Consider the following 19,852-nt stretch of genomic DNA (forward strand, 5'->3'; position numbering starts at 1 on the left):
GAAATACACGGTTGCTCGCCGCCGTCGTGCGGGTGCATCCGGATACCACCACCGAGGACCAGCTCCTGCCAGCCTGCTCCGTCGGCCGGCACAAGGCCGACCACCGAACATCCTACCAGTCGCAGCCGTCCCGGGGAGGGATCGGGGCGGCACGCCTGCGCTCAGAGCGCCAGCGTCGCCCGGGCGGCGTCGGCCAGCGCATGGCCGTAGGACGGTCCGTGCCCGGCGGCGTGCACGGCGAGTGGATGCAGCTGGTGCAGCGGGATGCGGTCCCGCCACCCCGCGCGCAGCGGCCGCGCGGCGTCGTAGCCGGCGACGATCTCGTCCAGGTACGGCGCGCCGAAGAGCGCGAGCATCGCGAGATCCGTCTCGCGATGGCCGCCGTGTGCGGCGGGGTCGATCAGCACAGCGCCCCGCGCATCCCACAGCAGGTTGCCGTTCCATAGGTCGCCGTGGATGCGGGCGGGCGGCTCGTCGTCGTCGAACGCTCCCGATGCGACCCGCTCAACGGCCTCCCGGATCACCGCGACCTGCGCGCCCGTCACCGTGCCCGCCTGCACCGCGACGCCGAGGTACGGGAGGATGCGATCCCGCGCGTAGAAGCGTCCCCAGCTCGTCTCGTGCGCCGCGGGCAGCGGACGCTTCCCGATGAACAGCGGCCCGTCCCAGCCGTCCGGCGGCGCACCGAACGCCGCGGCACCGGCCGCGTGCGTCTCGGCGAGCGCCGCACCGAACGCGCGGGCGGCCTCCGCCGTCGGCCGGCCCTCACGGATTCGTTCGAGCTCGATCCGGCCCGGGCTCACCGAGGCGACGCGCACCACGCGCGCTCCCCCTGCCGCTTCCGCGTCGCCGAGCCAGCGCAGTCCCGCAGCCTCCGCCTCGAAGAACCGCGCGGGCGCGTCCGCCCGCTCCTTCACCACCGTCTCCACGCCGCCACCCTACGTCGCTCGCGTCCCGCGGGCCGTCAGGGCGACGATCGCGACCCCCAGCACAGTGCCGACGGTGTTCGCGAGCAGATCGCGCGGATCGCTCACCCGCTCGGGGAGGAACAGCTGCACGAACTCGATGACGAGCGTCGCCGCCACACCGAACGCGACGGCCAGCCACCACCGCCAGACCCCCAGCAGCAGCGTGAACAGCACACCCATCGGCACGAACAGCAGGACGTTCGCGGAGAACTCCGCGACGTCGTAGTCCACCCAGCCCAGGCCGGGCAACGCCGACAGAGTGCGCAGCACCTGCCGCAGCAGCGGGTTCCCGGCAGGATCGCCGGGCGCGGGGTTCAGCGTGATCCACCCGACCGCGGCCAGATAGACCGGGATCAGGATGGCCAGCACGGCACGTCGGCGCATCCTCCTATGCTGGCGCACATGACCAGTGCGTTCCGCATCCCGATGACCGGACGCTCCACCGATGAACGGCATCGCGTCTCCAGCCCGCTGGAGCTGCTCTTCGACCTGACCTTCGTGGTCGCGATCGCGCAGGTGGCCGGCCAGCTGGCGCGCGCCGGCGAAGAGGGCCACGTGCTGGAACGGCTGCCGTTCTACTTCATGGTGTTCTTCGCCATCTGGTGGGCGTGGATGAATTTCACGTGGTTCGCGTCGGCCTACGACACGGACGACGTGCCCTACCGGGTGATGACCCTGGTTCAGATGGGCGGGGTGCTGGTGCTCGCCGCCGGAGTTCCGGCCGCCTTCGGCGAGGAGAACTTCACCGCCATCATCGTCGGCTACCTGATCATGCGGGTGGCGCTGATCGGCCAGTGGATCCGCGCGGGCGTTGAGCATCCCGCCGGGCGCCGCACAGCCTTCCGCTATGCGGGCGGGATCGCGGCGGTGCAGGTGCTCTGGGTGGCGTGGGGCTTCCTCCCGCCGCACACCGCCGTCTGGCTCTTCGGGATCGGGGCGGTGCTCGAACTGGCCGTGCCGGTCTGGGCCGAGCGCACCGGCATGACGTCGTGGCATCCCCACCACATCGCGGAGCGGTACGGGCTGTTCACGATCATCGTGCTCGGCGAATCCGTCTCGGCGTCGGCAGCCGGGGTTCAGCGTGCCCTGGCGCAGAGCGGCTTCTCGGCGGCTCTCGTCTGGATCGCGTCCGCGGGACTCGTGCTGTTGTTCGCGCTCTGGTGGCTGTACTTCCTGGAGCCCGCGGCGGAAGGGCTGAGCACCAAGCGCGGCCGCTCCTTCTACTGGGGCTACGGCCACTATTTCGTGTTCGCCTCCCTCGCGGCTCTCGGTGCGGGGCTGGAGGTCGCTGTGCAGGCGGGCGCTGCGCACACCGACGGCAACGAGGCGGCGGCAGAGTACGCCATCGCGGTCCCGGTGGCCGTGTTCCTGGTGATGCTCTACGTGCTGCACGCCCCGCTGGTTCCGGAGGTGATCATCCGGCCGCTGAAGACGGGGATCGCGATCGCCCTGGTTCTGCTGCTCCCCCTGGCTTCGCCGGTCATCGGACTGGTCGGCGTGACGATCGGAATCGCCGCGGTCGCCTCCGCGCTCGTCGCGGCCACCCTCCTCGACCGGGCCGTGGTCGCACGGGCCACCGAGGAGAGGTCCGCCCACCCCTTGCCGTGAGACTCACCGCGCCCGGCGCTGGTCAGGAGCCGCCGCCCGAGCCGTGGCCGCGCGGCGCGGCATAGACCCGCACGTAGTCGAACAGCGTGGTGAAGCCGCTCGCGGCCATCGAGACGAGCCCGAGCCGCGGCGGGGTCGCCGACAGCGGCGTGGTCCACGTGCCCGCCGTATCCCAGGTGGCACCGTCGTCTCGGCTGGTCGAGGCGGTGTACAGGTTCTCGGTCGCCGAATGCGTCCTCGTCAGACGCAGCACCGTCCACTCGCCGACAGGACCGCCGACCGAGTTGCCGTACGCGGGGTATCCCGGACCTTCGGGGGTCTCGCGTTTGCCGAACTCCGTCTGCCGCGTCTCCCAGATGGATGTGACGGCCAGCTTCACGAAGTTCGCGTCGTCCTGGTAGATGACCAGGCCGCCCTGCGCATAGTTCTGGCAGCAGCCGTCCCGCGGCACCGTCGTCGAGACACGCGTCTCGACGGTGTAGTCGCCGGCGGGCAATGCGTGCAGGGGCAGACCCGCGGCCCCCGCGTCGGGACCCAGGTCGGCCGACTGCATCTGCCAGCTCAGCACGCCGCGCGAGACGGAGCGGGTCGCGGCTCCCGGATCCCGCAGCCACGTCCAGGCGGAATCCATGCGGTGGCCGCCGAACTCGTCCGAGTAGCCGGGCAGCTTCGGCCCGCGCGGCAGCGGTCCGACGAACGACGGCACGTATGCGGGATGCTGCCCCGTGACCACTGTCGGGGCGGGCTGCGGGCTGTCGGACGGACCGGCGCCGCCGCGGACCACCGGCCAGCCGTCCTTCCAGTCCAGCGGATCCATCAGCACCGGCCGCTTGGTGTACGTGCCCCCGCCCGCGACGTACGGATCGGTGCGGTCGACCGCGTGGTAGAGCATCCACTCCTGCCCCGCCGCATCCACCGCACTGGTGACGTGGCCGGGGCCGACCCAACGGTTCCCGTTCTGGTGCAGCACCGGCGTGCCGCCGACGCGCGAGTCGAGCAGAGAGGCACCAGTGCGGTCGAGGAACGGACCGGTCGGAGACGCCGAGCGGCCGGCGAAGACGCCGTAGCCGGTCAGCGGCCCGTTGCAGCAGTTCGTGGCCGAACCGAGCAGGTAGAACCAGCCGTCGTGCTCGATGACGTGGGTTCCCTCGTAGCGGTTCGGGATGGCGACCTGCACCTGGCTCGCCGGCTCGGAGTGGAGGCCGTCCGCGCTCAGACGACGCACGGACAGTCCGCCGTAGTAGCTCCCGAAGTACAGGTAGTTCTCGCCGCCGACCGTGAGAAGCTCAGGGTCGTAGACCCAGCGACGGTCGTTCGGGTCGGTGCTTCCGGGGGTCGGCATCGGCTCCACCACGGGACTTCCGGAGTCGACCCACGGGCCGGCCGGGCTGCTGCTCGTCGCGACTCCGATCGCGGACCCACCGCCGGGGGTGACGGTGTTGGTGGCCGTGTAGTACAGCAGGTAACGGCCGCCGACATAGGCGACGTCCGGCGCCCACATGTCGCCGTTGCCGATCCAGGCGGGCCGGGTCGGGAGGGCCTCCCCCACGAACGACCAGTGGACCAGGTCGGTGGAGCGATAGCTCGGGACGCTCGAGAAGACCAGGGAGCCGTCCGGATTGCGCAGCGACGAGTCGATGACGTCGCGCGTGCAGTACAGGTACCAGGCCGCGTCGGACGGGTTCTGGGAGCGGATGACGTCCGGATCGGCGCACTGCTCGGCGGTCTTGCCACCGCCCAGGTCGAGCGGGAGCGGGTTGGTGTACGTGGCGCGCGGCGCCGGAGCGGACGGTGGTGCCGCGGTCGCAGCGGGCGCGATGGATGCAACGGTTCCGGCGCCGAGCGCCAGCGCTGTAACGGCCGCGAGGATCGTCCTGGGCAGGTGACGCATATCCGTAGCTCTCCTTCGAGTCGGTGTGCGTCACACGCTACAGCGCTGTAAACGCCAAGCCAAGGGCCTGACGCGCTCGATTACGAGTTCGCGGCCTTGTCGACTTCCTCCTCGGATTTCTCGATGGCCGCCTGCAGTTTCTTGTAGTCGTCCTCGTCGATCGCCTTCGCGATGCGCTTATCGGCCTTCACGAGCGCCGCTTCCACCTTGTCTGCCCAGGTGTCGTCCACCACCGCGACCACGGCGGACGATCCCGGCGGCAGGTACTCGTCCACATCCACACCGAGCTTCTTCTCGTCGTGCCGCTTCTGAAGCGCCCCGATGCCGGCGCCGATTCCTGCGCCGAGCGCCGTGGCGAGCAGCAGCGGGGGCGCGAACAGGCCGACGACGATGCCGGCGCCCGCTCCGATGCCCACGCCACGCTCGACCTTGCCGGTGTCGTGCTCGCTGACCGACACTGTGCCGTCCGCGTCGCGGCTGACGACGACGGCGCCGTCGATCGAGTAGTCGCCGTCCTTCTCGCCGGCCTTCAGCACGTCGTAGTCGCTGGATGCCGCCGCAGCGTCGGAGTACGCCCCGACGACCAGGATGAGATTCTTGTCCGCTGCCATGATGCCGCCCACTTCCTTCCGGGATCCGCCCTGTCGGTGGACCTCACGCGGACATAGTGGCCCCCGTGGTGTGCTGCGGGGAATACAGCAAAACGGGCCGCCACCCGAGGTGGCGGCCCGCTGCAAGAAGTTCGCGGTGTCGTCGAAGACTATCGACGCATGCCTTTTATCGACGCAGGCCGAGACGCTCGATGAGCGAGCGGTAACGGCTGATGTCGATGTCTGCCAGGTAGCCCAGCAGACGGCGACGCTGACCGACCAGCAGAAGCAGGCCACGACGCGAGTGGTGGTCGTGCTTGTGCTCCTTGAGGTGCTCGGTGAGGTCCTTGATCCGCTTGGTCAGGATCGCGACCTGAACCTCGGGGGATCCGGTGTCACCGGGGTGGGTAGCGTACTCTTCGATGATCGCCTTCTTGACGTCTGCATCCAGTGCCATAGAGGGATCCCCTTCCTACTCGTTGCGCGGTGCCCGGGGCCGTATGCCTGGGCTCTCTTGATCCGCGGCCGTTCGACGGCAACTTCACGAGTCTACCAGAGTGCGCGGGCCCGACCGTCCGCGCGGGAGGTCCGTCAGAGCGGCTCCGGCTCCGGCTCGAGCAGCGCGAACACCGCCCCCTGCGGGTCGACGATCTCGGCCCAGCGGCCCACGCCCGGCGCCGAGAGCGGCTCCGTCCGTAGGGTGCCGCCGAGCTCCGTCGCGCGCACCACCGCCGCGTCGAGGTCGGCGACGTTGAAGTACACCAGCCAGGTCGCCGGACGGGAGCCGTCGGAGGTGTACGCCCCGGCGACGCTCGTGTCGCCGACATCGAAGAGCCCGTACGGCTCCTCGCCCACTTTCATCTCGCTGACGGCGACCCCGAGAACCGACTCGTAGAACGCGAAGGTCGACTCCGGCTCCGCAGCGACGAGTTCCAGCCAGTCGACTGCGCCCGGCTCGTCGCGCAGCCACGGCTCGTTGCGCTCACGACGCTGCCAGAGCCCGAAAACGGCACCTGCCGGATCGGCGACGATCGCCAGACGGATGCCCGGCACCGGTTCCCCCGGCTCCAGGAGGACGGAACCGCCGCCGTTGCGGACCGCGTCGGCCGCCCCCTGCAGGTCGTCGACGGCGAAGTAGGCGGTCCACGTCGTCGGGGCATCGGCGGACGGGAGCGGTCCGAGCGCGGCCACCGCGACGCCGCGGGCGGTGGCCAGAGCGAAGCCGCCCGTCTCCCGGAGGGCCTCGCCCACCTGCCACCCGAACAGCTCTCGGTAGTAGGTGACGGCGGCGCGCGGGTCGGCACTCTGCAGGTCCACCCAGATCGGGGTTCCGTGCGGGAAGGCGTCTTCGATGGGCATGGCCACACCGTACTCGCCCCGGGAGGCGGCAGGCGAGAGGTGACGGAGACGCGCGTCAGTTACCGGGCAGCTCCCCGTCGCCCATCGTCGCGGGGCGTCCGGCGCGCTCGCGGCCGATCGCTTCGGCGAGCGTGCGCAGTCCGTCCGGGATGTTCGCGGCCGGGATGCCGCCGAAGCCGAGCAGGACGCCGTCGGGTCCGGGACCCAGCCGGAATCGCGAGACGGGCTGGACCGCGACCCCGGCGACGGCCGCGCGCTCGGCGATGCGCCGCCCCTCGAATCCCTGCGCGCCCGGTTCGAGCAGCGCGAGATGCAGGCCCGCAGCCGAAGGCACCACCTCCAGCTCGGGCAGCAGGTCGCCGACGGCCCGCAGCAGGACCCTGTGGCGCTCCTCGTAGACCCTCGTCGCCGCGCGCACGTGGCGCGCGAAGCCCCCGGAGTCGAGGAGCCGCGCCATTGCCCGCTGCGTCACCGGGTCGTTGTGCCAGTCGGTGAGCCGCTTCGCCTGCCGCAGGGCTGCGAGCAGCGTGGGCGGGGCGACGACGAAGCCGAGCCGGAGCGCCGGGAGCATGGTCTTCGAGAAGGTGCCCACGTAGACCACCCGTCCGTCCGCATCCAGCCGCTGGAGCGGGTCGAGCGGACGCGACCCGAAGCGGAACTCGCTGTCGTAGTCGTCCTCGACGATCACGGCGTCGTGGCGGGCGGCCCACTCCAGCAACGCGACACGACGGTCCAGGGGCAGCACGCCGCCGAGCGGGAACTGGTGCGACGGCGTCACGTAGACCAGCCGGGCCGGAGGCAGCAGGTCGACGCGCAGTCCGTATTCGTCGACCGGCACCGGCACGACGCGCGCCCCGGTCATCTCGAACAGCTGGCGGACGGGCGGATAGCCGGGATCCTCCACCGCGACCGTGTCACCCGGACGCACCAGCACACGCGCCAGCAGGTCGAACGCCTGCTGCGCTCCACTCGTCACCAGCACGTCGTCCGGGCGGGCTTCGACCGAGCGGGCGACGCCGAGATGCCGGGCGATCCCCTCCCGCAGCCGCTCGACCCCGGCCGGATCGCCGTAGGCGGCCGAGCGGACCAGTCCACCGCGGAGCTCGGCCGCGACGTAGGTTCGCCAGGTCTCCAACGGGAACAGGGACGGGTCCGGCGAGCCGATGCTGAAGTCGTACGCGACCGGGCGCGGCTCCGTCCACAGCGGGTCGTGCAGGTCGCGCCAGGCGGGAGAGGGCTGCGCGGCATCGCCGCGGCGAGCCGGGAGCCGACCGGCCGCAGGTGCCGTGTACGCGACGAACGTGCCGGCCCCCACGCGGGCGGCGAGGTACCCCTCCGCCGTCAGCCGCTCGTACGCGGTCGAGACGGTCGCTCGCGAGACCTGCAGCCGCTCGGCCAGCTCGCGCGTCGCGGGCAGCCGCTCGCCCCGGCGCAGGCGGCCGTCGAGCACCGCATCCCGCAGCTGGCGGTAGATGCGGTCGGCTCGGTCACCGCGACCGCCGATGGCCACATGCAGGTCCAGGCTGTACTCCGATTGGTCTGATCAGAATCGATTGAAATGGATCTTACAGTGCGCCATTCCTGTTCGTAGCGTGGGAGGCATGACAGAACGAATCCAGGTCCCCTCGGTCGCCCCCGACGGCTACCGCAAGGTCATCAACCTCGACGGCTACGTCGGCGGTGTCGTGGAGGAGCCGCTCGGCGACCTCATCAAACTGCGCGCGTCGCAGGTCAACGGCTGCACCTACTGCGTCGACATGCACTCCGTCGACCTGCAGGGCCGCGGCGTGCCGGTCCGGAAGGTGTTCGCCGTCGCCGCCTGGCGGGAATCCCCGTGGTTCACCGACCGCGAGCGGACCGCGCTCGAGCTCACCGAGGCGGTCACGCTCATCCACGAGGCCGGTGTGCCCGATGAGCTGTACGCGCGTGCGCTCGCGGAGTTCGGCGAGGAGGGCCTGGCGAACCTGCTGCTCGCCATCGCGACGATCAACGTCTGGAACCGGATCGCCATCCCGACCCTGATGCAGCCCCCGAGTCTATGAGCCCTGCCCGCAACGACGAAGCGCTCCCCCGGCCACAACCGGGGGAGCGCTTCGTGCGGGATCGACTCAGCTGACGCCGAGCAGGTCGATCACGAAGATCAGGGTCTTGCCCGAGAGCGGGTGTCCGCCGCCGGCCGGGCCGTAGGCGAGCGCGGGCGGGACGGTGAGCTTGCGGCGCCCACCGACCTTCATGCCGGGGATGCCGTCCTGCCAGCCCTTGATGAGGTTGTTGAGCGGGAAGTTGATCGACTGCCCGCGGCTCCACGACGAGTCGAACTCCTCGCCGGTCTCGTACTCGACGCCGAGGTAGTGCACGTCGACCTTGGAGCCGGGGGTCGCCTCCGGGCCGGTGCCGACGACGACATCGACGATTTCGAGGGTCTCGGGAGCCGGGCCCTCGGGGGCGTCGACTTCGGGCTTCTGGTTGGTGTTCTCTGCCATGCGTCCATCCAACCGGTGCAACGGGGCCGCGTCAAAGCCCGTTCGCTCACCGCGCACGAGGGGCGCTCGGCGCGCCGATTCCGCGACTGGGCAGATCAAGGGTTGCTTTCGCCGCGCCGCGGGGGCATCCTTAAGGCCAGAACTCGTTCCCCCGGTTGAGCTGCAGGCAGCGCCGCACCACCGGGGGTCGAGTCTGTTAACGGCCCCCGAAGACCTTGCCGGGGTTGAGGATGCCGAGCGGATCGAACACCGACTTCAGCTTCACCTGGAGCTCGTACGAGTCGGGCCCGACCTCGTCCGCCAGCCAGCGGCGCTTCAGCACTCCGACGCCGTGCTCGCCGGTCAGCGTGCCGCCCAGCTCGATCGCCGTGCGGAACAGGTCGTTAGCCGCATCCCACACCGCCTCGGGCACCGTGTCTCCCGTGTAGACGAAGTTGGGGTGGAGGTTGCCGTCGCCCGCATGCGCGACGGTGGGGATGGGGATGCCGTAGCGGGCGGAGATGCGCTCGATCGCCGCGAACATGTCGGGCATGCGGGACCGGGGCACGGCGACGTCCTCGATGAGCACCTCTCCGCTGGAGGCGAGAGCCGGATGGAACGCGCGGCGCAGCGCCAGCAGCCGCTCGCCCTTGGCGGCGTCCGCTGCGACACGGACCGTTCCGCCGGTCTCGGTCAGCACGTCGGCCGCAGCTCCCGCATCGACCACTGCCGTCGCTCCGTCGAACTGGACGAGCAGGTAGGCCGCTCCCCTGCTCGCGCCGAACGCCTCCGCGATCTGCTCCTCGCCGAGGTAGGCGGAGATCCGCTCGAGCGCCGGGGCGTCGAGCAGCTCCATCACGGCCGGGCGCAGCCGGGCGGCGGTGATGCGCGCCGACGCCTGGGCGGCCGCGCGGACGTCGGAGAACAGCGCGCCCAGCGTGACGGGCTCTCCGGGCGGGATGGGCTGGAGACGGACGGTGGCCCCGACGATGACGCCGAGGGTGCCCTCCGACCCGACGAAGAGGGCGGTCAGGTCGTAGCCCGTCACTCCCTTCACCGTGCGGTGGCCGGTGCGGACGATGCGCCCGTCCGCCAGCACGACGGTGAGCGCGAGTACCGCCTCCCGGGTCACGCCGTACTTGGCGCAGAGCAGACCGCCGGCGTTCGTCGCGATGTTGCCGCCCACGGTCGAGATCGCCCTGCTCGCCGGGTCGGGGGCGAAGAACAGTCCGTACGGTTCGAGCGCGGTATTCAGGTCGCTGTTGATGACGCCGGGTTCGACGGTCGCGAGCTGGTCCTCCACAGAGATCTCGAGGATGCGGTTCATGCCGGAGACGTCCAGGACGATCGAGCCGTCCGTTCCGTTGGCGCCGCCGGCGAGCCCGGTGCCTGCTCCCCGCGGCACCACCGGGATGCGGAACTCGCTCGCCGCCCGCAGGGTCGCCTGCACGTGCTCCACCGAGCGCGCGGTCACGATGGCCCGCGGGGCGCCGGGGGCGACCCAGCCGGAGCGGTCGGTGCGCGCCGCATCGAGGAGTGCGGCGTCCGTCGTGAGCACACCCTCGGCGAGCGCCTCATCGCCGAGTGCTGCCGCAAGCCAGTCGAGAACGTCCATCCCCTCAGGCTAGCGAGCGCGGGTCGCCCGACGGCGCCCGGTCCGTCGCGCTCATGTCCGATTTCCGCTATCCCGCGTCGGTGGATGGTGTCAGGCTTGAGGACATGACCGGCAGAGGCACCAGCACGCAGGCACGCGAAGACACGCTCGCCGACCCCGTCTTCGCGGAGCGGTACCGGGCGATGAGCGCTCGGGATGCGCGGTTCGACGGCCAGTTCATCACCGGCGTGCACTCCACCGGCATCTACTGCCGGCCCAGCTGCCCGGCCGTCACCCCGAAGCCCGGCAACGTCTCGTTCTATCTCACCGCTGCCGCTGCCCACGAGGCGGGACTGAGGGCGTGCAAGCGCTGCCTGCCGGACGCCGTCCCCGGTTCACCGGAGTGGAACGTGCGCGACGACCTCGCCGCGCGCGCGATGCGCCTGATCGCCGACGGCACGGTCGAGCGCGAGGGCGTCCCCGGCCTGGCGCGGCGACTCGGCTACACGCCGCGGCACCTCACCCGCGTCCTCTCCGCCGAGCTCGGGGCCGGACCGCTGGCGCTCGCTCGGGCGCATCGCGCTCAGACGGCGCGGCTGCTGCTCACCGGAACGGACCTCCCGATCACCGAGGTCGCGTTCGCTGCCGGCTTCAGCAGCGTCCGCCAGTTCAACGAGACGATGGCCGAGGTGTACCGGCTGACCCCTGGCGCACTCCGTGCCGCGGCGCGTCGCTCCCCCGCCGCTGCAGTGCATCGCGGCCAGAGCGGCGTCTCCCTCAGCCTGCGGCTGCCCGCGCGGGCGCCGTTCGCGGGCGATGCGGTGATCGCGTTCCTCGCCGCCCGCGCGATCGACGGTGTGGAGACCGCGATCGGCGCCGGCGACGGAACCGGTTACGCCCGTGCCCTCCGGCTCCCGCACGGGCCGGCGGCCGTGCGGCTGACGCTGACCGGGACGGCCGAAGCGCCCGCGGTGCAGTGCGACGCCGCGCTGGCCGACGTGGCCGACCTCGCGCCCCTGGTCGCCCGCGTGCGCCGTCTCCTCGACCTGGATGCCGACGCGGAGGCGATCGACGCCGCCCTCGCGACCGACCCCGCTCTCGCCCCGAGTGTCGCCGCCACCCCCGGCCTCCGCGTTCCGGGGGCCGTGGATGCGGAGGAGATCGTCTTCCGTGCGCTGATCGGCCAGCAGGTCTCGGTGGCAAGCGCACGCACGGCGCTCACCCGGCTGACGGAGGCGCTGGGCGAGCCGATCGCGCTGACCGTGCCCGGCCGAGGGGACGATGGCAGACCGGACGAGACCGGGCGGGACGGCGCAGGAGCGGCGGCATTCACTCGTCTCTTCCCCACAGCGGCGGCGATCGCCGAGGGAGGCCGCGGCGTGCTCCGCGGACCCGGCCGCCGTATCGACGCGATCATCGGGGTGGCCGAGGCCCTCGCCGCCGGCACCCTGACCATCGACGTCGGAGAGGCCCGGGAGGACCTGGAGCAGCGCCTCCTGGCGCTGCCCGGCATCGGCCCGTGGACGGCCGGGTACATCGCGCTCCGCGTGCTGGGCAGCCCCGACATCCTGCTCACGGGCGACCTGGCGCTCCGGCAGGGCGCGGCGCGCCTGGGGCTCCCCGCAGAACCGCGGGCGCTTGCCGCGTACGGGGCGAGGTGGGCGCCGTGGCGGAGTTACGCGGGGATGCGGTTGTGGGGCGTCGGAGCGCCACCGCACGCGTAATATCAGCACGTGCCCACCATCTCCGTCGTCATCCCCGTTCTCGACGACTCGGAGATGCTCGCACGCTGCCTGAACGATCTCGCCGCGCAGTTGCGACCCGCGGATGAGATCGTCGTCGTGGACAACGGCAGCACCGACGGCTCCGCCGAGGTCGCCCGCGCTGCCGGCGCGCGCGTGATCGAACAGCCGCAGCGCGGGATCTGGCCCGCGTCCGCGGCCGGCTACGACGCCGCCACCGGCGACATCATCGCCCGGCTGGACGCAGACTCCCGGCCCCCTGTGGACTGGCTGCTGCACATCGAGGCCGAGCTGGTGGACGCGCCGGAGGTCGGTGTCCTGACCGGGCGAGGGATCTTCTACGACGGCAACCCGCTCGTCGCCGGGATCGGCCAGGTGCTCTACATCGGCGGCTACTTCTGGTCGATGGAGCTGTGGCTCGGCAACACGCCGATCTTCGGCTCGAACTTCGCCATGCGGCGCGAGGTCTGGAGGGACGCCCGCACGCGCGTCCACCGCGACCGGACCGACATCCACGACGATCTCGACCTCTCCTTCCACCTCGACCTCGCCACCGTGGTCCGTTACGACGACCGGCTCACCGTCGGGATCTCCGCGCGTCCCTTCGCCACCTGGAGCGGATTCAGCCGGCGACTGCGCTGGGCGTTCAGGACCCTGAGCACCCACCTGCCGGAGCAGTCGCCGTGGCGCCGCCGTACCGCACGACGCCGTCAGGCGCGTGACCACGAACAGGATGCGCCGGGCGCCGTCGCCTGAGCCCCCGTCGCCCCAGCCACGCCGCCCCGGTGGCCGCATTCGGTCGGACGTCGCATCCCCGATAGCCTGTATCGGTGAGATTCTCGCACCTCAGCACCGCCGCAGATGCCGGGCCCCGCCTGGCCGCCGTCATCGGAGACGGCGCCCTCTTCCTCGACGAAGTGATGGAGCGGCCGCCGCGAGACTTGCAGGAGCTCATCGAACGCGGCGACGACGGACTGGCCGAGGTGCGGGCCACTGTCGCCGCTGCGGAGGCCGACGGCCGCGAACTCCCACCCGTCCACGAACTGCGCCACGCCTCGGCGGTGCTCCGGCCCCCGCACGTCATCGCCATCGGCGCGAACTATGCCGCCCACGCCTCCGAGCTGAAGCTGCGCAGCGAGAAGGCGGCGACCGTCTTCAATCTCTGGCCGAACTCCCTCGCCGGCCACGGCGGGACGACGACGTGGCCGGCCGACCTGTCCACGCAGGTCGACTACGAAGCGGAGCTCGGCGTCATCATCGGCAAGCCGGCCCGCAACGTCCCGGTGCGCGACGCCCTCGACTACGTCTGGGGCTACACGGTCGTGAACGACATCACGGCGCGCGACCTGCAGTTCTCGGAGGCCCAGTGGGCCCGCTGCAAGTCGTTCGACGGGTTCACCCCGACCGGCCCCGTCGTGGTGACGGCCGACGAGATCCCCGACCCGCAAGATCTGTGGCTGACCACGAATGTCGACGGGGCCATCCTGCAGGATGCCTCGACCGCCGACATGGTGCGCTCCGTCCCCGAGCTCATCGAGTTCCTGTCCCGCTCGGCGACCATCCCGCCGGGCACCCTGATCTCGACCGGAAGTCCGGGCGGCGCGGGCTACTCCCGAACGCCGCCCGTATTCCTCCGCGACCGCTCGACCGTCACCGTATCGATCGGCGGAATCGGCTACCTGACGACGTACTGCCGCGTCACGTGACCGCCACGGGGCGCGCCGGTGGTCTAGCGTAGCTTCGTGTCCATCGGAGAGCGGCGGCCCGTGACGGGCGGAGACGACGAGGCAGCGCGCCTCGACGCCGCCCTGCCCGACATCGACTGGTCGATCGCCCCGGTCGGGACGGTGTTCTCCCGGTTCGACGCCCCCAGCGGCGCGCTGGCGGTCGCCTCCCTCGGAGACCCGGGCGACCCTCGGGTCGTCCTGATTCCGGGAGTGACCGGCTCCAAGGAGGACTTCTATCTCCTGGCGCCCATCCTCGTCGCCTCCGGTTACTACGTTCAGAGCTTCGACCTGGCCGGGCAGTACGAATCCGCCGACGCGGGACCCCCGGCGGGCGAACGCTACACATATCCCCTGCTCACCGGCGACGTCGTCGCGTTCCTGCGCGAGGGCGGCCCGGCCCATGTGCTCGGCTACTCGTTCGCAGGCATCCTGTCGCAGCTGGCGCTCGTGACGCATCCCGAACTGTTCCGGTCCCTCACCCTGCTGACAGCGCCGCCCGAGCCGGGGCAGGCCTTCCGCGGAGTTCGCGTGATCGGCTGGCTGAGCTGGTTCACGACGGCGCACCAGGGTGCCGGGCTGATGATCTGGGGCATCACGACGAACAAGAACAGGGTGTCGGACAGCCGGCTCGCGTTCGTCCGCTCCCGGTTCGCTCTCACGCGCCGCTCCAGTGTGGACGACATCGTCGGCCTGATGAAGCGGGTTCCGGATGTCCGCAACCGCGTCGCCGCGACCGGCATCCCCGTCCTCGTGGCGACGGGTGACCACGACCTCTGGCCGACCCATCTGCACGCGGCCAATGCGGCGGCATTGCGCGGGCGGCTGGCCGTGTACCGGACCGGGCACAGCCCCTGCGAGACGGCGCCGCACCAGTTGGGTCGCGACATGGTCGCGCTCTTCCGCGAGGCGGAGTCGCGCCGCTAGGGCCCCCTTTTGGGGGGTAGACAGTCGTCAGTCAGCTGACTGAGCATGAGCCTGCAGCGACGAAGGTGAGGACTGAGAGATGTCTGACGACGACGCGATCCACCCCCCTCACACCCCACGCCTGCGGGAGCACGTCGGCATGATCCGCTGGCAGCGGACGGCCGACGGCGACTGGGCTCCCGAGACGGCGCGCGGTCAGTACGTCGGAGGCGGCGACCACTGCTGGCGGGTCCGGCTCTACTCGGGGATCGAACTCGAGTACGACCTCCACGAGTGGGCCCCGTTCCAGTAGCCCGCCCTCCCTCGGGGGATCGACCACGCCGACGACCTGGGCCTAGAGTGCCGTGTATGACTACGCATGGATCCGGGGCATCGATGCTCCGCTGTGTGCTCGTCGCCGACGACGGCACGGAGAGCGTGCTGACCGTCCCCTCGCTGTCCGCGGAACCTCCGGCACGGATCCGCGTTCCCGGCTCGCTCGGCGGAGCCGCCGTCGCCGACGTGTTCGCCCTGTCGCACGTCCGCGACCAGCCGCCCGAAGCCGTGTACATGTACGTCGCGACGGTGCCGCGCAGCACCGACGAACTGCCGGAGGAAGGCCGCGACGGGATCGGGCCGCTCCTCCCCGAGTGAGGAACGGGGCAGGCGCTACTCGGACTCCTGCCGAGCCTCCGCGATCGCGTCCGCCTCGATCACCGGGATGGCGGTCGTGATGACCTCCAGTCCGCTCAGGCGCGCCGGCGAGAGCAGCCGGGTGACCTCCTCGCGGCTCATCAGCTTCGCCTCTACGACGAGGTCGGCGACGTTGTGCCCGGTGAGCAGCGCCGACTTCGCGAGCGCTGCTGCGGCGGCGTAGCCGATGTGCGGGGTCAGCGCCGTGATGACGCCGACGGACGAACCGACCATCGCGCCGAGCCGCTCCTCATTCGCCGTGATGCCGTCGACGCAGTTGACGCGGAGCGTGTGGAAGGCCTGCGCCATCCAGGTGATGCTCTGGAGGAGGGAGTGGGCGATGACCGGCTCGAAGGCGTTGAGCTGCAGCTGGCCGCCCTCCGCGGCCATGGTGACCGTCACATCCGCCCCCGCCACCGAGAACGCCACCTGGTTCACGACCTCGGGGATGACCGGATTGACCTTGCCGGGCATGATGCTCGAGCCGGCCTGGCGCGCGGGCAGGTTGATCTCGCCGAGGCCCGCCTGCGGACCGGAGGAGAGTAGTCGAAGGTCGTTGCAGATCTTCGACAGCTTGATCGCGCTGCGCTTGAGCGAGCCCGAGAACGACATGAACGCTCCCGCGTCGCTCGTCGATTCGATCAGGTCGGGAGCCGACTCCAGGTTGAGGCCGGTGATCGCGTTGAGGTGCCGGACCGCAGCCGCCGCGTAGCCCGGGTCGGCCGTGATCCCTGTGCCGATCGCCGTCGCGCCGAGGTTGATCTCGGCCAGCAGCCACTTGGTCTCGGTGAGGCGGGCGTGGTCCTCGGTGAGCGTCGTGGCGAAGCCGTGGAACTCCTGCCCGAGCGTCATGGGAACCGCATCCTGCAACTGGGTGCGGCCGACCTTCAGGATGTTGCGGAACTCCTTGCCCTTGTTCGCGAACGAGTCGCGGAGGAGTGCCAGCTCGTCGAGCAGGTGACCGAGCGCGAACGTCAGGCCGATCTTGATGGCGGTGGGATAGGTGTCGTTGGTGCTCTGGCTGCGGTTGACGTCGTCGATCGGGTGCAGGTGGGCGTAGTCGCCCTTGGGGTGGCCGTCGAGCTCCAGCGCGATGTTCGCGATGACCTCGTTGGCGTTCATGTTGGTGGAGGTGCCCGCGCCGCCCTGCATGACGCCGACGACGAACTGATCGTGGAAGCGCCCGTCGATGATGAGCTGGCAGGCCTGGTCGATGAGCTCCGCCTTGTGCTGCTCCAGCACGCCGATCTCGAGGTTGGCGCGGGCGGCGGCCTGCTTGACGCTGGCGAGCGCGACGATGAGGTCCGGGTAGACCGAGATGGGCCGCTTCGCGATCGGGAAGTTCTCGAGCGCACGCGAGGTGTGGATGCCCCAGTAGGCGTCTGCGGGGATCTCGCGGCTGCCCAGCGAGTCGGTCTCGATGCGGGTCGGGCGTCCGTCCGCGCTGGGGGTGGGGACATCGGACACGTTCTCGGTCGCATCGACGACGACGCCGGTGCCGAGATCTGCGACGACCGGGATGGGGGATGTCTTCGAATCGTCCATGGTTACTGTCGGGTTCACGGTTGGCACCGTTGCCTCTCGTTGTGCGTTGGCATGCGTTCGCGCCGGACGTTCGTGGCCTCCGGCAGTGCCGAGCCTACCCCCGGGCATCGTCGGTCCGGTGGACGCGCTGTACCGCCTCCGCGGCCGGATTGGACAGCATGTCGATCAGCCGAGCTTGCGCAGGAGGCCGCGGGCGAAGCGGTCCTTGGCCTCCGTGTACGGCGGGTAGATCAGAGCGAGCGTGTCCGGGTTGAGCGGCTTGCTGAGGACCGCCTTCTCGTGGCTGAACGTCCGCAGCGACCGTTCGCCGTGATACGCGCCGGCGCCGCTCTCCCCCACCCCGCCGAACGGCAAGCCGGCGACCGCGAGGTGCGCCGCGGGGACGCCGAAACCGACCGCGCCGGAGCTCGTCTCCGTCAGGATCCGCCGCCGCACCGTGGCGCTGGAGGTGAACACGTACAGGGCGAGCGGCTTGTCGCCCGAGCGGATGAAGCGGATGGCCTCATCCACCCCGTCCACCGGGAGGATGGGCAGGATCGGCCCGAAGATCTCCTCCGCCATCACGGGGGCGTCGGGCGCCACGTCGGTGAGGACGGTCGGGGCCAGATACCGGGTCGCGGCGTCGTGCTCGCCGCCGACAGCGGCGGCGCCCGACCCGAGCATGCCGGCCAGGCGGTCGAACTGCCGGTCGTTGACGATGCGTCCGTAGTCGGGGCTCTGCGACGGGTCGTCGCCGTACAGGTCGCGAACGGCGTCCCGGAGCGCCGTGGCCAGGCGGGGCGCCACATCCCGATCGGCGAGCACATAATCCGGTGCGACACAGGTCTGCCCGGCGTTCATGAACTTGCCCCAGGCGATCCGGCGGGCGGCCGCGGCCACATCCACCGTCCGGTCGACGTAGACGGGAGACTTGCCGCCGAGCTCCAGCGTCACGGGGGTCAGGTGCTTCGCGGCGGCCTCGGCGACGATCCGGCCGACGCGCCCGTTGCCGGTGAAGAAGATGTGGTCGAAACGCTGCGCGAGCAGGTCGGTCGTGTCGTCCACCCCGCCCTCGACGACCGCGACCGCCCGCGGGTCGAGGTAGTCCGGGATGAGGCGCGCCAGCGCGGCGGAGGTCGCCGGTGCCAGCTCGCTCGGCTTCAGCACGACGGCGTTGCCAGCCGCCAGCGCTCCGACGAGCGGGGCGAGCAGCAGCTGCACCGGGTAGTTCCAGGGCGCGATGATCAGCACGACGCCGACCGGCTCGAGGATCGTGTAGGCGCGGGCCGGGAGCAGGGCGCCGGGCACGGAAACGCGGCGGGGCCGCAACCAGCGCCGCAGGTGCGCGATCGCGTGATCGATCTCGCCGACGACGAACCCGATCTCGGCGATCTGCGACTCGGTCGGATTCTTGGCGAGGTCGGCGAGCAGTGCGGCCTCGAAGTCCGCGGCCCGCTCGGTCAGCATGCGGCGCAGCGCCCGCAGCTGGCTCAGGCGCCACGTGCGCGGCTTGGTGACCCCTCGTTCGAAGACGGACCTGAGCTCCTCGACCGTGCGCGCATGCGTCATGCGCCCATCCTAGGGAAGCGCGCCGCGCCTCCCCCACCCCTCAGCCGAGGTGCACGTTGTGGCTGCAATTCGGCGCGAATAGCAGCCACAACGTGCACTTCGGGGCGGTCAGTCGGCGGGGCGGTAGGCGAGGTCGAAGATGGCGTGGCCGAGGCGCTCGCCCCGGCGCTCGAACTTGGTGACCGGGCGGTCGTCCGGGCGGGGGACGAAGTGCGCGTCTCCCGCGAGGTTGACGAGCCCGGGCTCCGCATCCAGCACCTCGAGCATGTGCTCGGCGTACGGCTCCCAGTCCGTGGCCAGACGGAGCACGCCGTCCGGCGCGAGTGCGCGCACCAGGATCCTGACGACGTCCGGCTGGATGATGCGCCGGCGGTGATGCCGGGCCTTGGGCCACGGGTCGGGGAAGAACACCAGGATCTCCGAGATGGACCGTGCCTCGATCCCCTGCTCGAACACCTCGACGGCGTCGTGCCGGATGATCCGGATGTTGTCGAGCCCCCGGTCCCGCATCCCGGCCAGCACGCGCCCCACGCCCGCGCCGTGGACCTCGATCCCCAGGAAGTCGCGGTCGGGGTGGCGCTCGGCAAGCGTCAGCAGGTTCTCGCCATTGCCGAAGCCGATCTCGACGACGCGGGGAGCCGTCCGGCCGAACACGGCGTCGAGGTCGAGCGGCGATCCGTCGAACTCGACACCGAACGTGGGCCACAGCTCATCGATGGCGCGCTGCTGGGCCTCGGTCTTGCGTCCGCGGACGACGTAGCTGCGCGGCCGGGCGAGGGGGGATGGTTCCATCCCCCCATTCTCTCAATGCCAGGCGAACGGAAGGGCCAGGAACCCGATCCCGAGTCCCACGAGCGTCAGCATCGCAGCCAGCACGATCCCGCCCAGCATCACCGCGTTGATCACGATGCCCCAGATCGCGAAGGTGCGGCCGAGCGGCTCCCGCTTCAGTGCCATGATGCCGAGCACGAGGCCGGCGACCGGAGCGACGAGCGTCCAGCCGAAGACGAGGGAGGCGAGCCCGAGCGCGAAGCTCGTGATGCTGAGCGTGCGGTCGGGGGTGGCGGTGCGGTACGGGTCGGTGGTGGTCATACATCCAGTCAAGCCACCCGTGCGCGCCCCCGGTATCCGGGTAACCCCCGATTCCCCCCTGAGGCGGACCGCCCTCCCCGCCCCGGGCCTCGCGATTTGCGCCACATCGTCGTTATGGCGGAGCCATTAC

General features: G+C 71.0%; 21 protein-coding genes. 8 read left to right on the forward strand and 13 right to left on the reverse strand.

From position 1 onward, the window contains the following. Nucleotides 1-161 precede the first annotated feature (161 nt). Nucleotides 162-920: a fructosamine kinase family protein gene (locus tag P3F85_RS09925; RefSeq protein ID WP_374010912.1), complete on the reverse strand. Its 759-nt coding sequence runs from the start codon at nucleotides 918-920 to the stop codon at nucleotides 162-164. 18 nt (nucleotides 921-938) lie between these two features. After that, nucleotides 939-1,352, reverse strand: a complete 414-nt coding sequence (locus P3F85_RS09930) for a VanZ family protein (protein ID WP_374007130.1) — start codon at nucleotides 1,350-1,352, stop codon at nucleotides 939-941. A gap of 18 nt (nucleotides 1,353-1,370) precedes the next feature. Here P3F85_RS09930 and P3F85_RS09935 point away from each other — a divergent pair, with 18 nt between their 5' ends. Beyond that, entirely contained in the window at nucleotides 1,371-2,576 is a 1,206-nt protein-coding gene (locus tag P3F85_RS09935; protein WP_374007131.1) for a low temperature requirement protein A, read from the forward strand. A gap of 22 nt (nucleotides 2,577-2,598) precedes the next feature. On the opposite strand, the gene P3F85_RS09940 is transcribed toward P3F85_RS09935, so the two are convergent. From P3F85_RS09940 to P3F85_RS09960, 5 genes are all read right to left on the reverse strand, one after another. Beyond that, on the reverse strand, nucleotides 2,599-4,467 hold the full coding sequence (locus P3F85_RS09940) for a family 43 glycosylhydrolase (protein WP_374007132.1): 1,869 nt from the start codon (nucleotides 4,465-4,467) through the stop codon (nucleotides 2,599-2,601). Between the two features lie 80 nt (nucleotides 4,468-4,547). Continuing rightward, nucleotides 4,548-5,078, reverse strand: a complete 531-nt coding sequence (locus tag P3F85_RS09945; protein ID WP_374007133.1) for a DUF1269 domain-containing protein — start codon at nucleotides 5,076-5,078, stop codon at nucleotides 4,548-4,550. A 166-nt stretch (nucleotides 5,079-5,244) separates the two neighbouring features. After that, complete coding sequence (rpsO, locus tag P3F85_RS09950) at nucleotides 5,245-5,514, reverse strand: 30S ribosomal protein S15 (protein WP_064111567.1); 270 nt, start codon at nucleotides 5,512-5,514, stop codon at nucleotides 5,245-5,247. A 134-nt stretch (nucleotides 5,515-5,648) separates the two neighbouring features. Then, nucleotides 5,649-6,416 (reverse strand): VOC family protein, encoded by a 768-nt coding sequence (locus P3F85_RS09955; protein WP_374007136.1) that lies wholly within the window; start codon nucleotides 6,414-6,416, stop codon nucleotides 5,649-5,651. A 55-nt stretch (nucleotides 6,417-6,471) separates the two neighbouring features. Beyond that, nucleotides 6,472-7,926: a PLP-dependent aminotransferase family protein gene (locus tag P3F85_RS09960; protein WP_374007138.1), complete on the reverse strand. Its 1,455-nt coding sequence runs from the start codon at nucleotides 7,924-7,926 to the stop codon at nucleotides 6,472-6,474. 91 nt (nucleotides 7,927-8,017) lie between these two features. On the opposite strand from P3F85_RS09960, the gene P3F85_RS09965 reads away from it, so the two are divergent. Continuing rightward, nucleotides 8,018-8,458, forward strand: coding sequence for a carboxymuconolactone decarboxylase family protein (locus tag P3F85_RS09965; RefSeq protein ID WP_374007140.1), 441 nt, complete (start codon nucleotides 8,018-8,020; stop codon nucleotides 8,456-8,458). A 66-nt stretch (nucleotides 8,459-8,524) separates the two neighbouring features. Here the strand turns inward: P3F85_RS09965 and P3F85_RS09970 are convergent, their stop codons facing one another. Both P3F85_RS09970 and P3F85_RS09975 read right to left on the reverse strand, forming a co-directional pair. Further along, the gene (locus P3F85_RS09970) at nucleotides 8,525-8,899 is read right to left on the reverse strand and encodes an FKBP-type peptidyl-prolyl cis-trans isomerase (RefSeq protein WP_374007142.1); all 375 of its coding nucleotides are present in this window, start codon (nucleotides 8,897-8,899) and stop codon (nucleotides 8,525-8,527) included. Nucleotides 8,900-9,095: 196 nt separating this feature from the next. After that, nucleotides 9,096-10,493 carry an FAD-binding oxidoreductase gene (locus P3F85_RS09975; RefSeq protein WP_374007144.1) on the reverse strand — a complete coding sequence of 466 codons (1,398 nt, stop codon included), beginning with the start codon at nucleotides 10,491-10,493 and terminating at the stop codon, nucleotides 9,096-9,098. A 104-nt stretch (nucleotides 10,494-10,597) separates the two neighbouring features. Between P3F85_RS09975 and P3F85_RS09980 the strand changes: the two genes are divergently transcribed. The 6 genes from P3F85_RS09980 to P3F85_RS10005 all read left to right on the forward strand — a co-directional run bounded on the left by P3F85_RS09980 (nucleotide 10,598) and on the right by P3F85_RS10005 (nucleotide 15,498). Further along, nucleotides 10,598-12,196, forward strand: coding sequence for an AlkA N-terminal domain-containing protein (locus P3F85_RS09980; RefSeq protein ID WP_374007145.1), 1,599 nt, complete (start codon nucleotides 10,598-10,600; stop codon nucleotides 12,194-12,196). A gap of 9 nt (nucleotides 12,197-12,205) precedes the next feature. Beyond that, nucleotides 12,206-12,970 carry a glycosyltransferase family 2 protein gene (locus tag P3F85_RS09985; protein ID WP_374007147.1) on the forward strand — a complete coding sequence of 255 codons (765 nt, stop codon included), beginning with the start codon at nucleotides 12,206-12,208 and terminating at the stop codon, nucleotides 12,968-12,970. Nucleotides 12,971-13,044: 74 nt separating this feature from the next. After that, complete coding sequence (locus P3F85_RS09990) at nucleotides 13,045-13,920, forward strand: fumarylacetoacetate hydrolase family protein (RefSeq protein WP_374007148.1); 876 nt, start codon at nucleotides 13,045-13,047, stop codon at nucleotides 13,918-13,920. Between the two features lie 36 nt (nucleotides 13,921-13,956). Beyond that, on the forward strand, nucleotides 13,957-14,865 hold the full coding sequence (locus P3F85_RS09995) for an alpha/beta fold hydrolase (RefSeq protein ID WP_374007150.1): 909 nt from the start codon (nucleotides 13,957-13,959) through the stop codon (nucleotides 14,863-14,865). A 79-nt stretch (nucleotides 14,866-14,944) separates the two neighbouring features. Then, on the forward strand, nucleotides 14,945-15,157 hold the full coding sequence (locus P3F85_RS10000; protein WP_374007152.1) for a hypothetical protein: 213 nt from the start codon (nucleotides 14,945-14,947) through the stop codon (nucleotides 15,155-15,157). 56 nt (nucleotides 15,158-15,213) lie between these two features. Continuing rightward, nucleotides 15,214-15,498: a hypothetical protein gene (locus P3F85_RS10005; protein ID WP_374007154.1), complete on the forward strand. Its 285-nt coding sequence runs from the start codon at nucleotides 15,214-15,216 to the stop codon at nucleotides 15,496-15,498. Between the two features lie 15 nt (nucleotides 15,499-15,513). Here the strand turns inward: P3F85_RS10005 and P3F85_RS10010 are convergent, their stop codons facing one another. From P3F85_RS10010 to P3F85_RS10025, 4 genes are all read right to left on the reverse strand, one after another. Continuing rightward, nucleotides 15,514-17,082 carry an aspartate ammonia-lyase gene (locus tag P3F85_RS10010; RefSeq protein WP_374007156.1) on the reverse strand — a complete coding sequence of 523 codons (1,569 nt, stop codon included), beginning with the start codon at nucleotides 17,080-17,082 and terminating at the stop codon, nucleotides 15,514-15,516. A gap of 165 nt (nucleotides 17,083-17,247) precedes the next feature. Continuing rightward, entirely contained in the window at nucleotides 17,248-18,630 is a 1,383-nt protein-coding gene (locus P3F85_RS10015; RefSeq protein ID WP_374007158.1) for an aldehyde dehydrogenase family protein, read from the reverse strand. A 108-nt stretch (nucleotides 18,631-18,738) separates the two neighbouring features. Next, complete coding sequence (gene trmB, locus P3F85_RS10020; protein ID WP_374007159.1) at nucleotides 18,739-19,422, reverse strand: tRNA (guanosine(46)-N7)-methyltransferase TrmB; 684 nt, start codon at nucleotides 19,420-19,422, stop codon at nucleotides 18,739-18,741. A 12-nt stretch (nucleotides 19,423-19,434) separates the two neighbouring features. After that, complete coding sequence (locus P3F85_RS10025) at nucleotides 19,435-19,722, reverse strand: hypothetical protein (RefSeq protein ID WP_374007161.1); 288 nt, start codon at nucleotides 19,720-19,722, stop codon at nucleotides 19,435-19,437. Between the last annotated feature and the right edge of the window lie 130 nt (nucleotides 19,723-19,852).

The organism is Leifsonia sp. T36S-04 (genome assembly GCF_042465655.1).
Lineage (GTDB): Bacteria > Actinomycetota > Actinomycetes > Actinomycetales > Microbacteriaceae > Leifsonia.

What these genes read in the sequence shown, in the direction of transcription:
- P3F85_RS09930 (WP_374007130.1), bottom strand. Translation starts at nt 1,352, where the DNA reads ATGCGCCGACGTGCCGTGCTGGCCATCCTGATCCCGGTCTATCTGGCC.
- P3F85_RS09935 (WP_374007131.1), top strand. Translation starts at nt 1,371, where the DNA reads ATGACCAGTGCGTTCCGCATCCCGATGACCGGACGCTCCACCGATGAA.
- P3F85_RS09940 (WP_374007132.1), bottom strand. Translation starts at nt 4,467, where the DNA reads ATGCGTCACCTGCCCAGGACGATCCTCGCGGCCGTTACAGCGCTGGCG.
- P3F85_RS09945 (WP_374007133.1), bottom strand. Translation starts at nt 5,078, where the DNA reads ATGGCAGCGGACAAGAATCTCATCCTGGTCGTCGGGGCGTACTCCGAC.
- rpsO (WP_064111567.1), bottom strand. Translation starts at nt 5,514, where the DNA reads ATGGCACTGGATGCAGACGTCAAGAAGGCGATCATCGAAGAGTACGCT.
- P3F85_RS09955 (WP_374007136.1), bottom strand. Translation starts at nt 6,416, where the DNA reads ATGCCCATCGAAGACGCCTTCCCGCACGGAACCCCGATCTGGGTGGAC.
- P3F85_RS09965 (WP_374007140.1), top strand. Translation starts at nt 8,018, where the DNA reads ATGACAGAACGAATCCAGGTCCCCTCGGTCGCCCCCGACGGCTACCGC.
- P3F85_RS09970 (WP_374007142.1), bottom strand. Translation starts at nt 8,899, where the DNA reads ATGGCAGAGAACACCAACCAGAAGCCCGAAGTCGACGCCCCCGAGGGC.
- P3F85_RS09975 (WP_374007144.1), bottom strand. Translation starts at nt 10,493, where the DNA reads ATGGACGTTCTCGACTGGCTTGCGGCAGCACTCGGCGATGAGGCGCTC.
- P3F85_RS09980 (WP_374007145.1), top strand. Translation starts at nt 10,598, where the DNA reads ATGACCGGCAGAGGCACCAGCACGCAGGCACGCGAAGACACGCTCGCC.
- P3F85_RS10000 (WP_374007152.1), top strand. Translation starts at nt 14,945, where the DNA reads ATGTCTGACGACGACGCGATCCACCCCCCTCACACCCCACGCCTGCGG.
- P3F85_RS10005 (WP_374007154.1), top strand. Translation starts at nt 15,214, where the DNA reads ATGACTACGCATGGATCCGGGGCATCGATGCTCCGCTGTGTGCTCGTC.
- P3F85_RS10010 (WP_374007156.1), bottom strand. Translation starts at nt 17,082, where the DNA reads ATGGACGATTCGAAGACATCCCCCATCCCGGTCGTCGCAGATCTCGGC.
- P3F85_RS10015 (WP_374007158.1), bottom strand. Translation starts at nt 18,630, where the DNA reads ATGACGCATGCGCGCACGGTCGAGGAGCTCAGGTCCGTCTTCGAACGA.
- trmB (WP_374007159.1), bottom strand. Translation starts at nt 19,422, where the DNA reads ATGGAACCATCCCCCCTCGCCCGGCCGCGCAGCTACGTCGTCCGCGGA.
- P3F85_RS10025 (WP_374007161.1), bottom strand. Translation starts at nt 19,722, where the DNA reads ATGACCACCACCGACCCGTACCGCACCGCCACCCCCGACCGCACGCTC.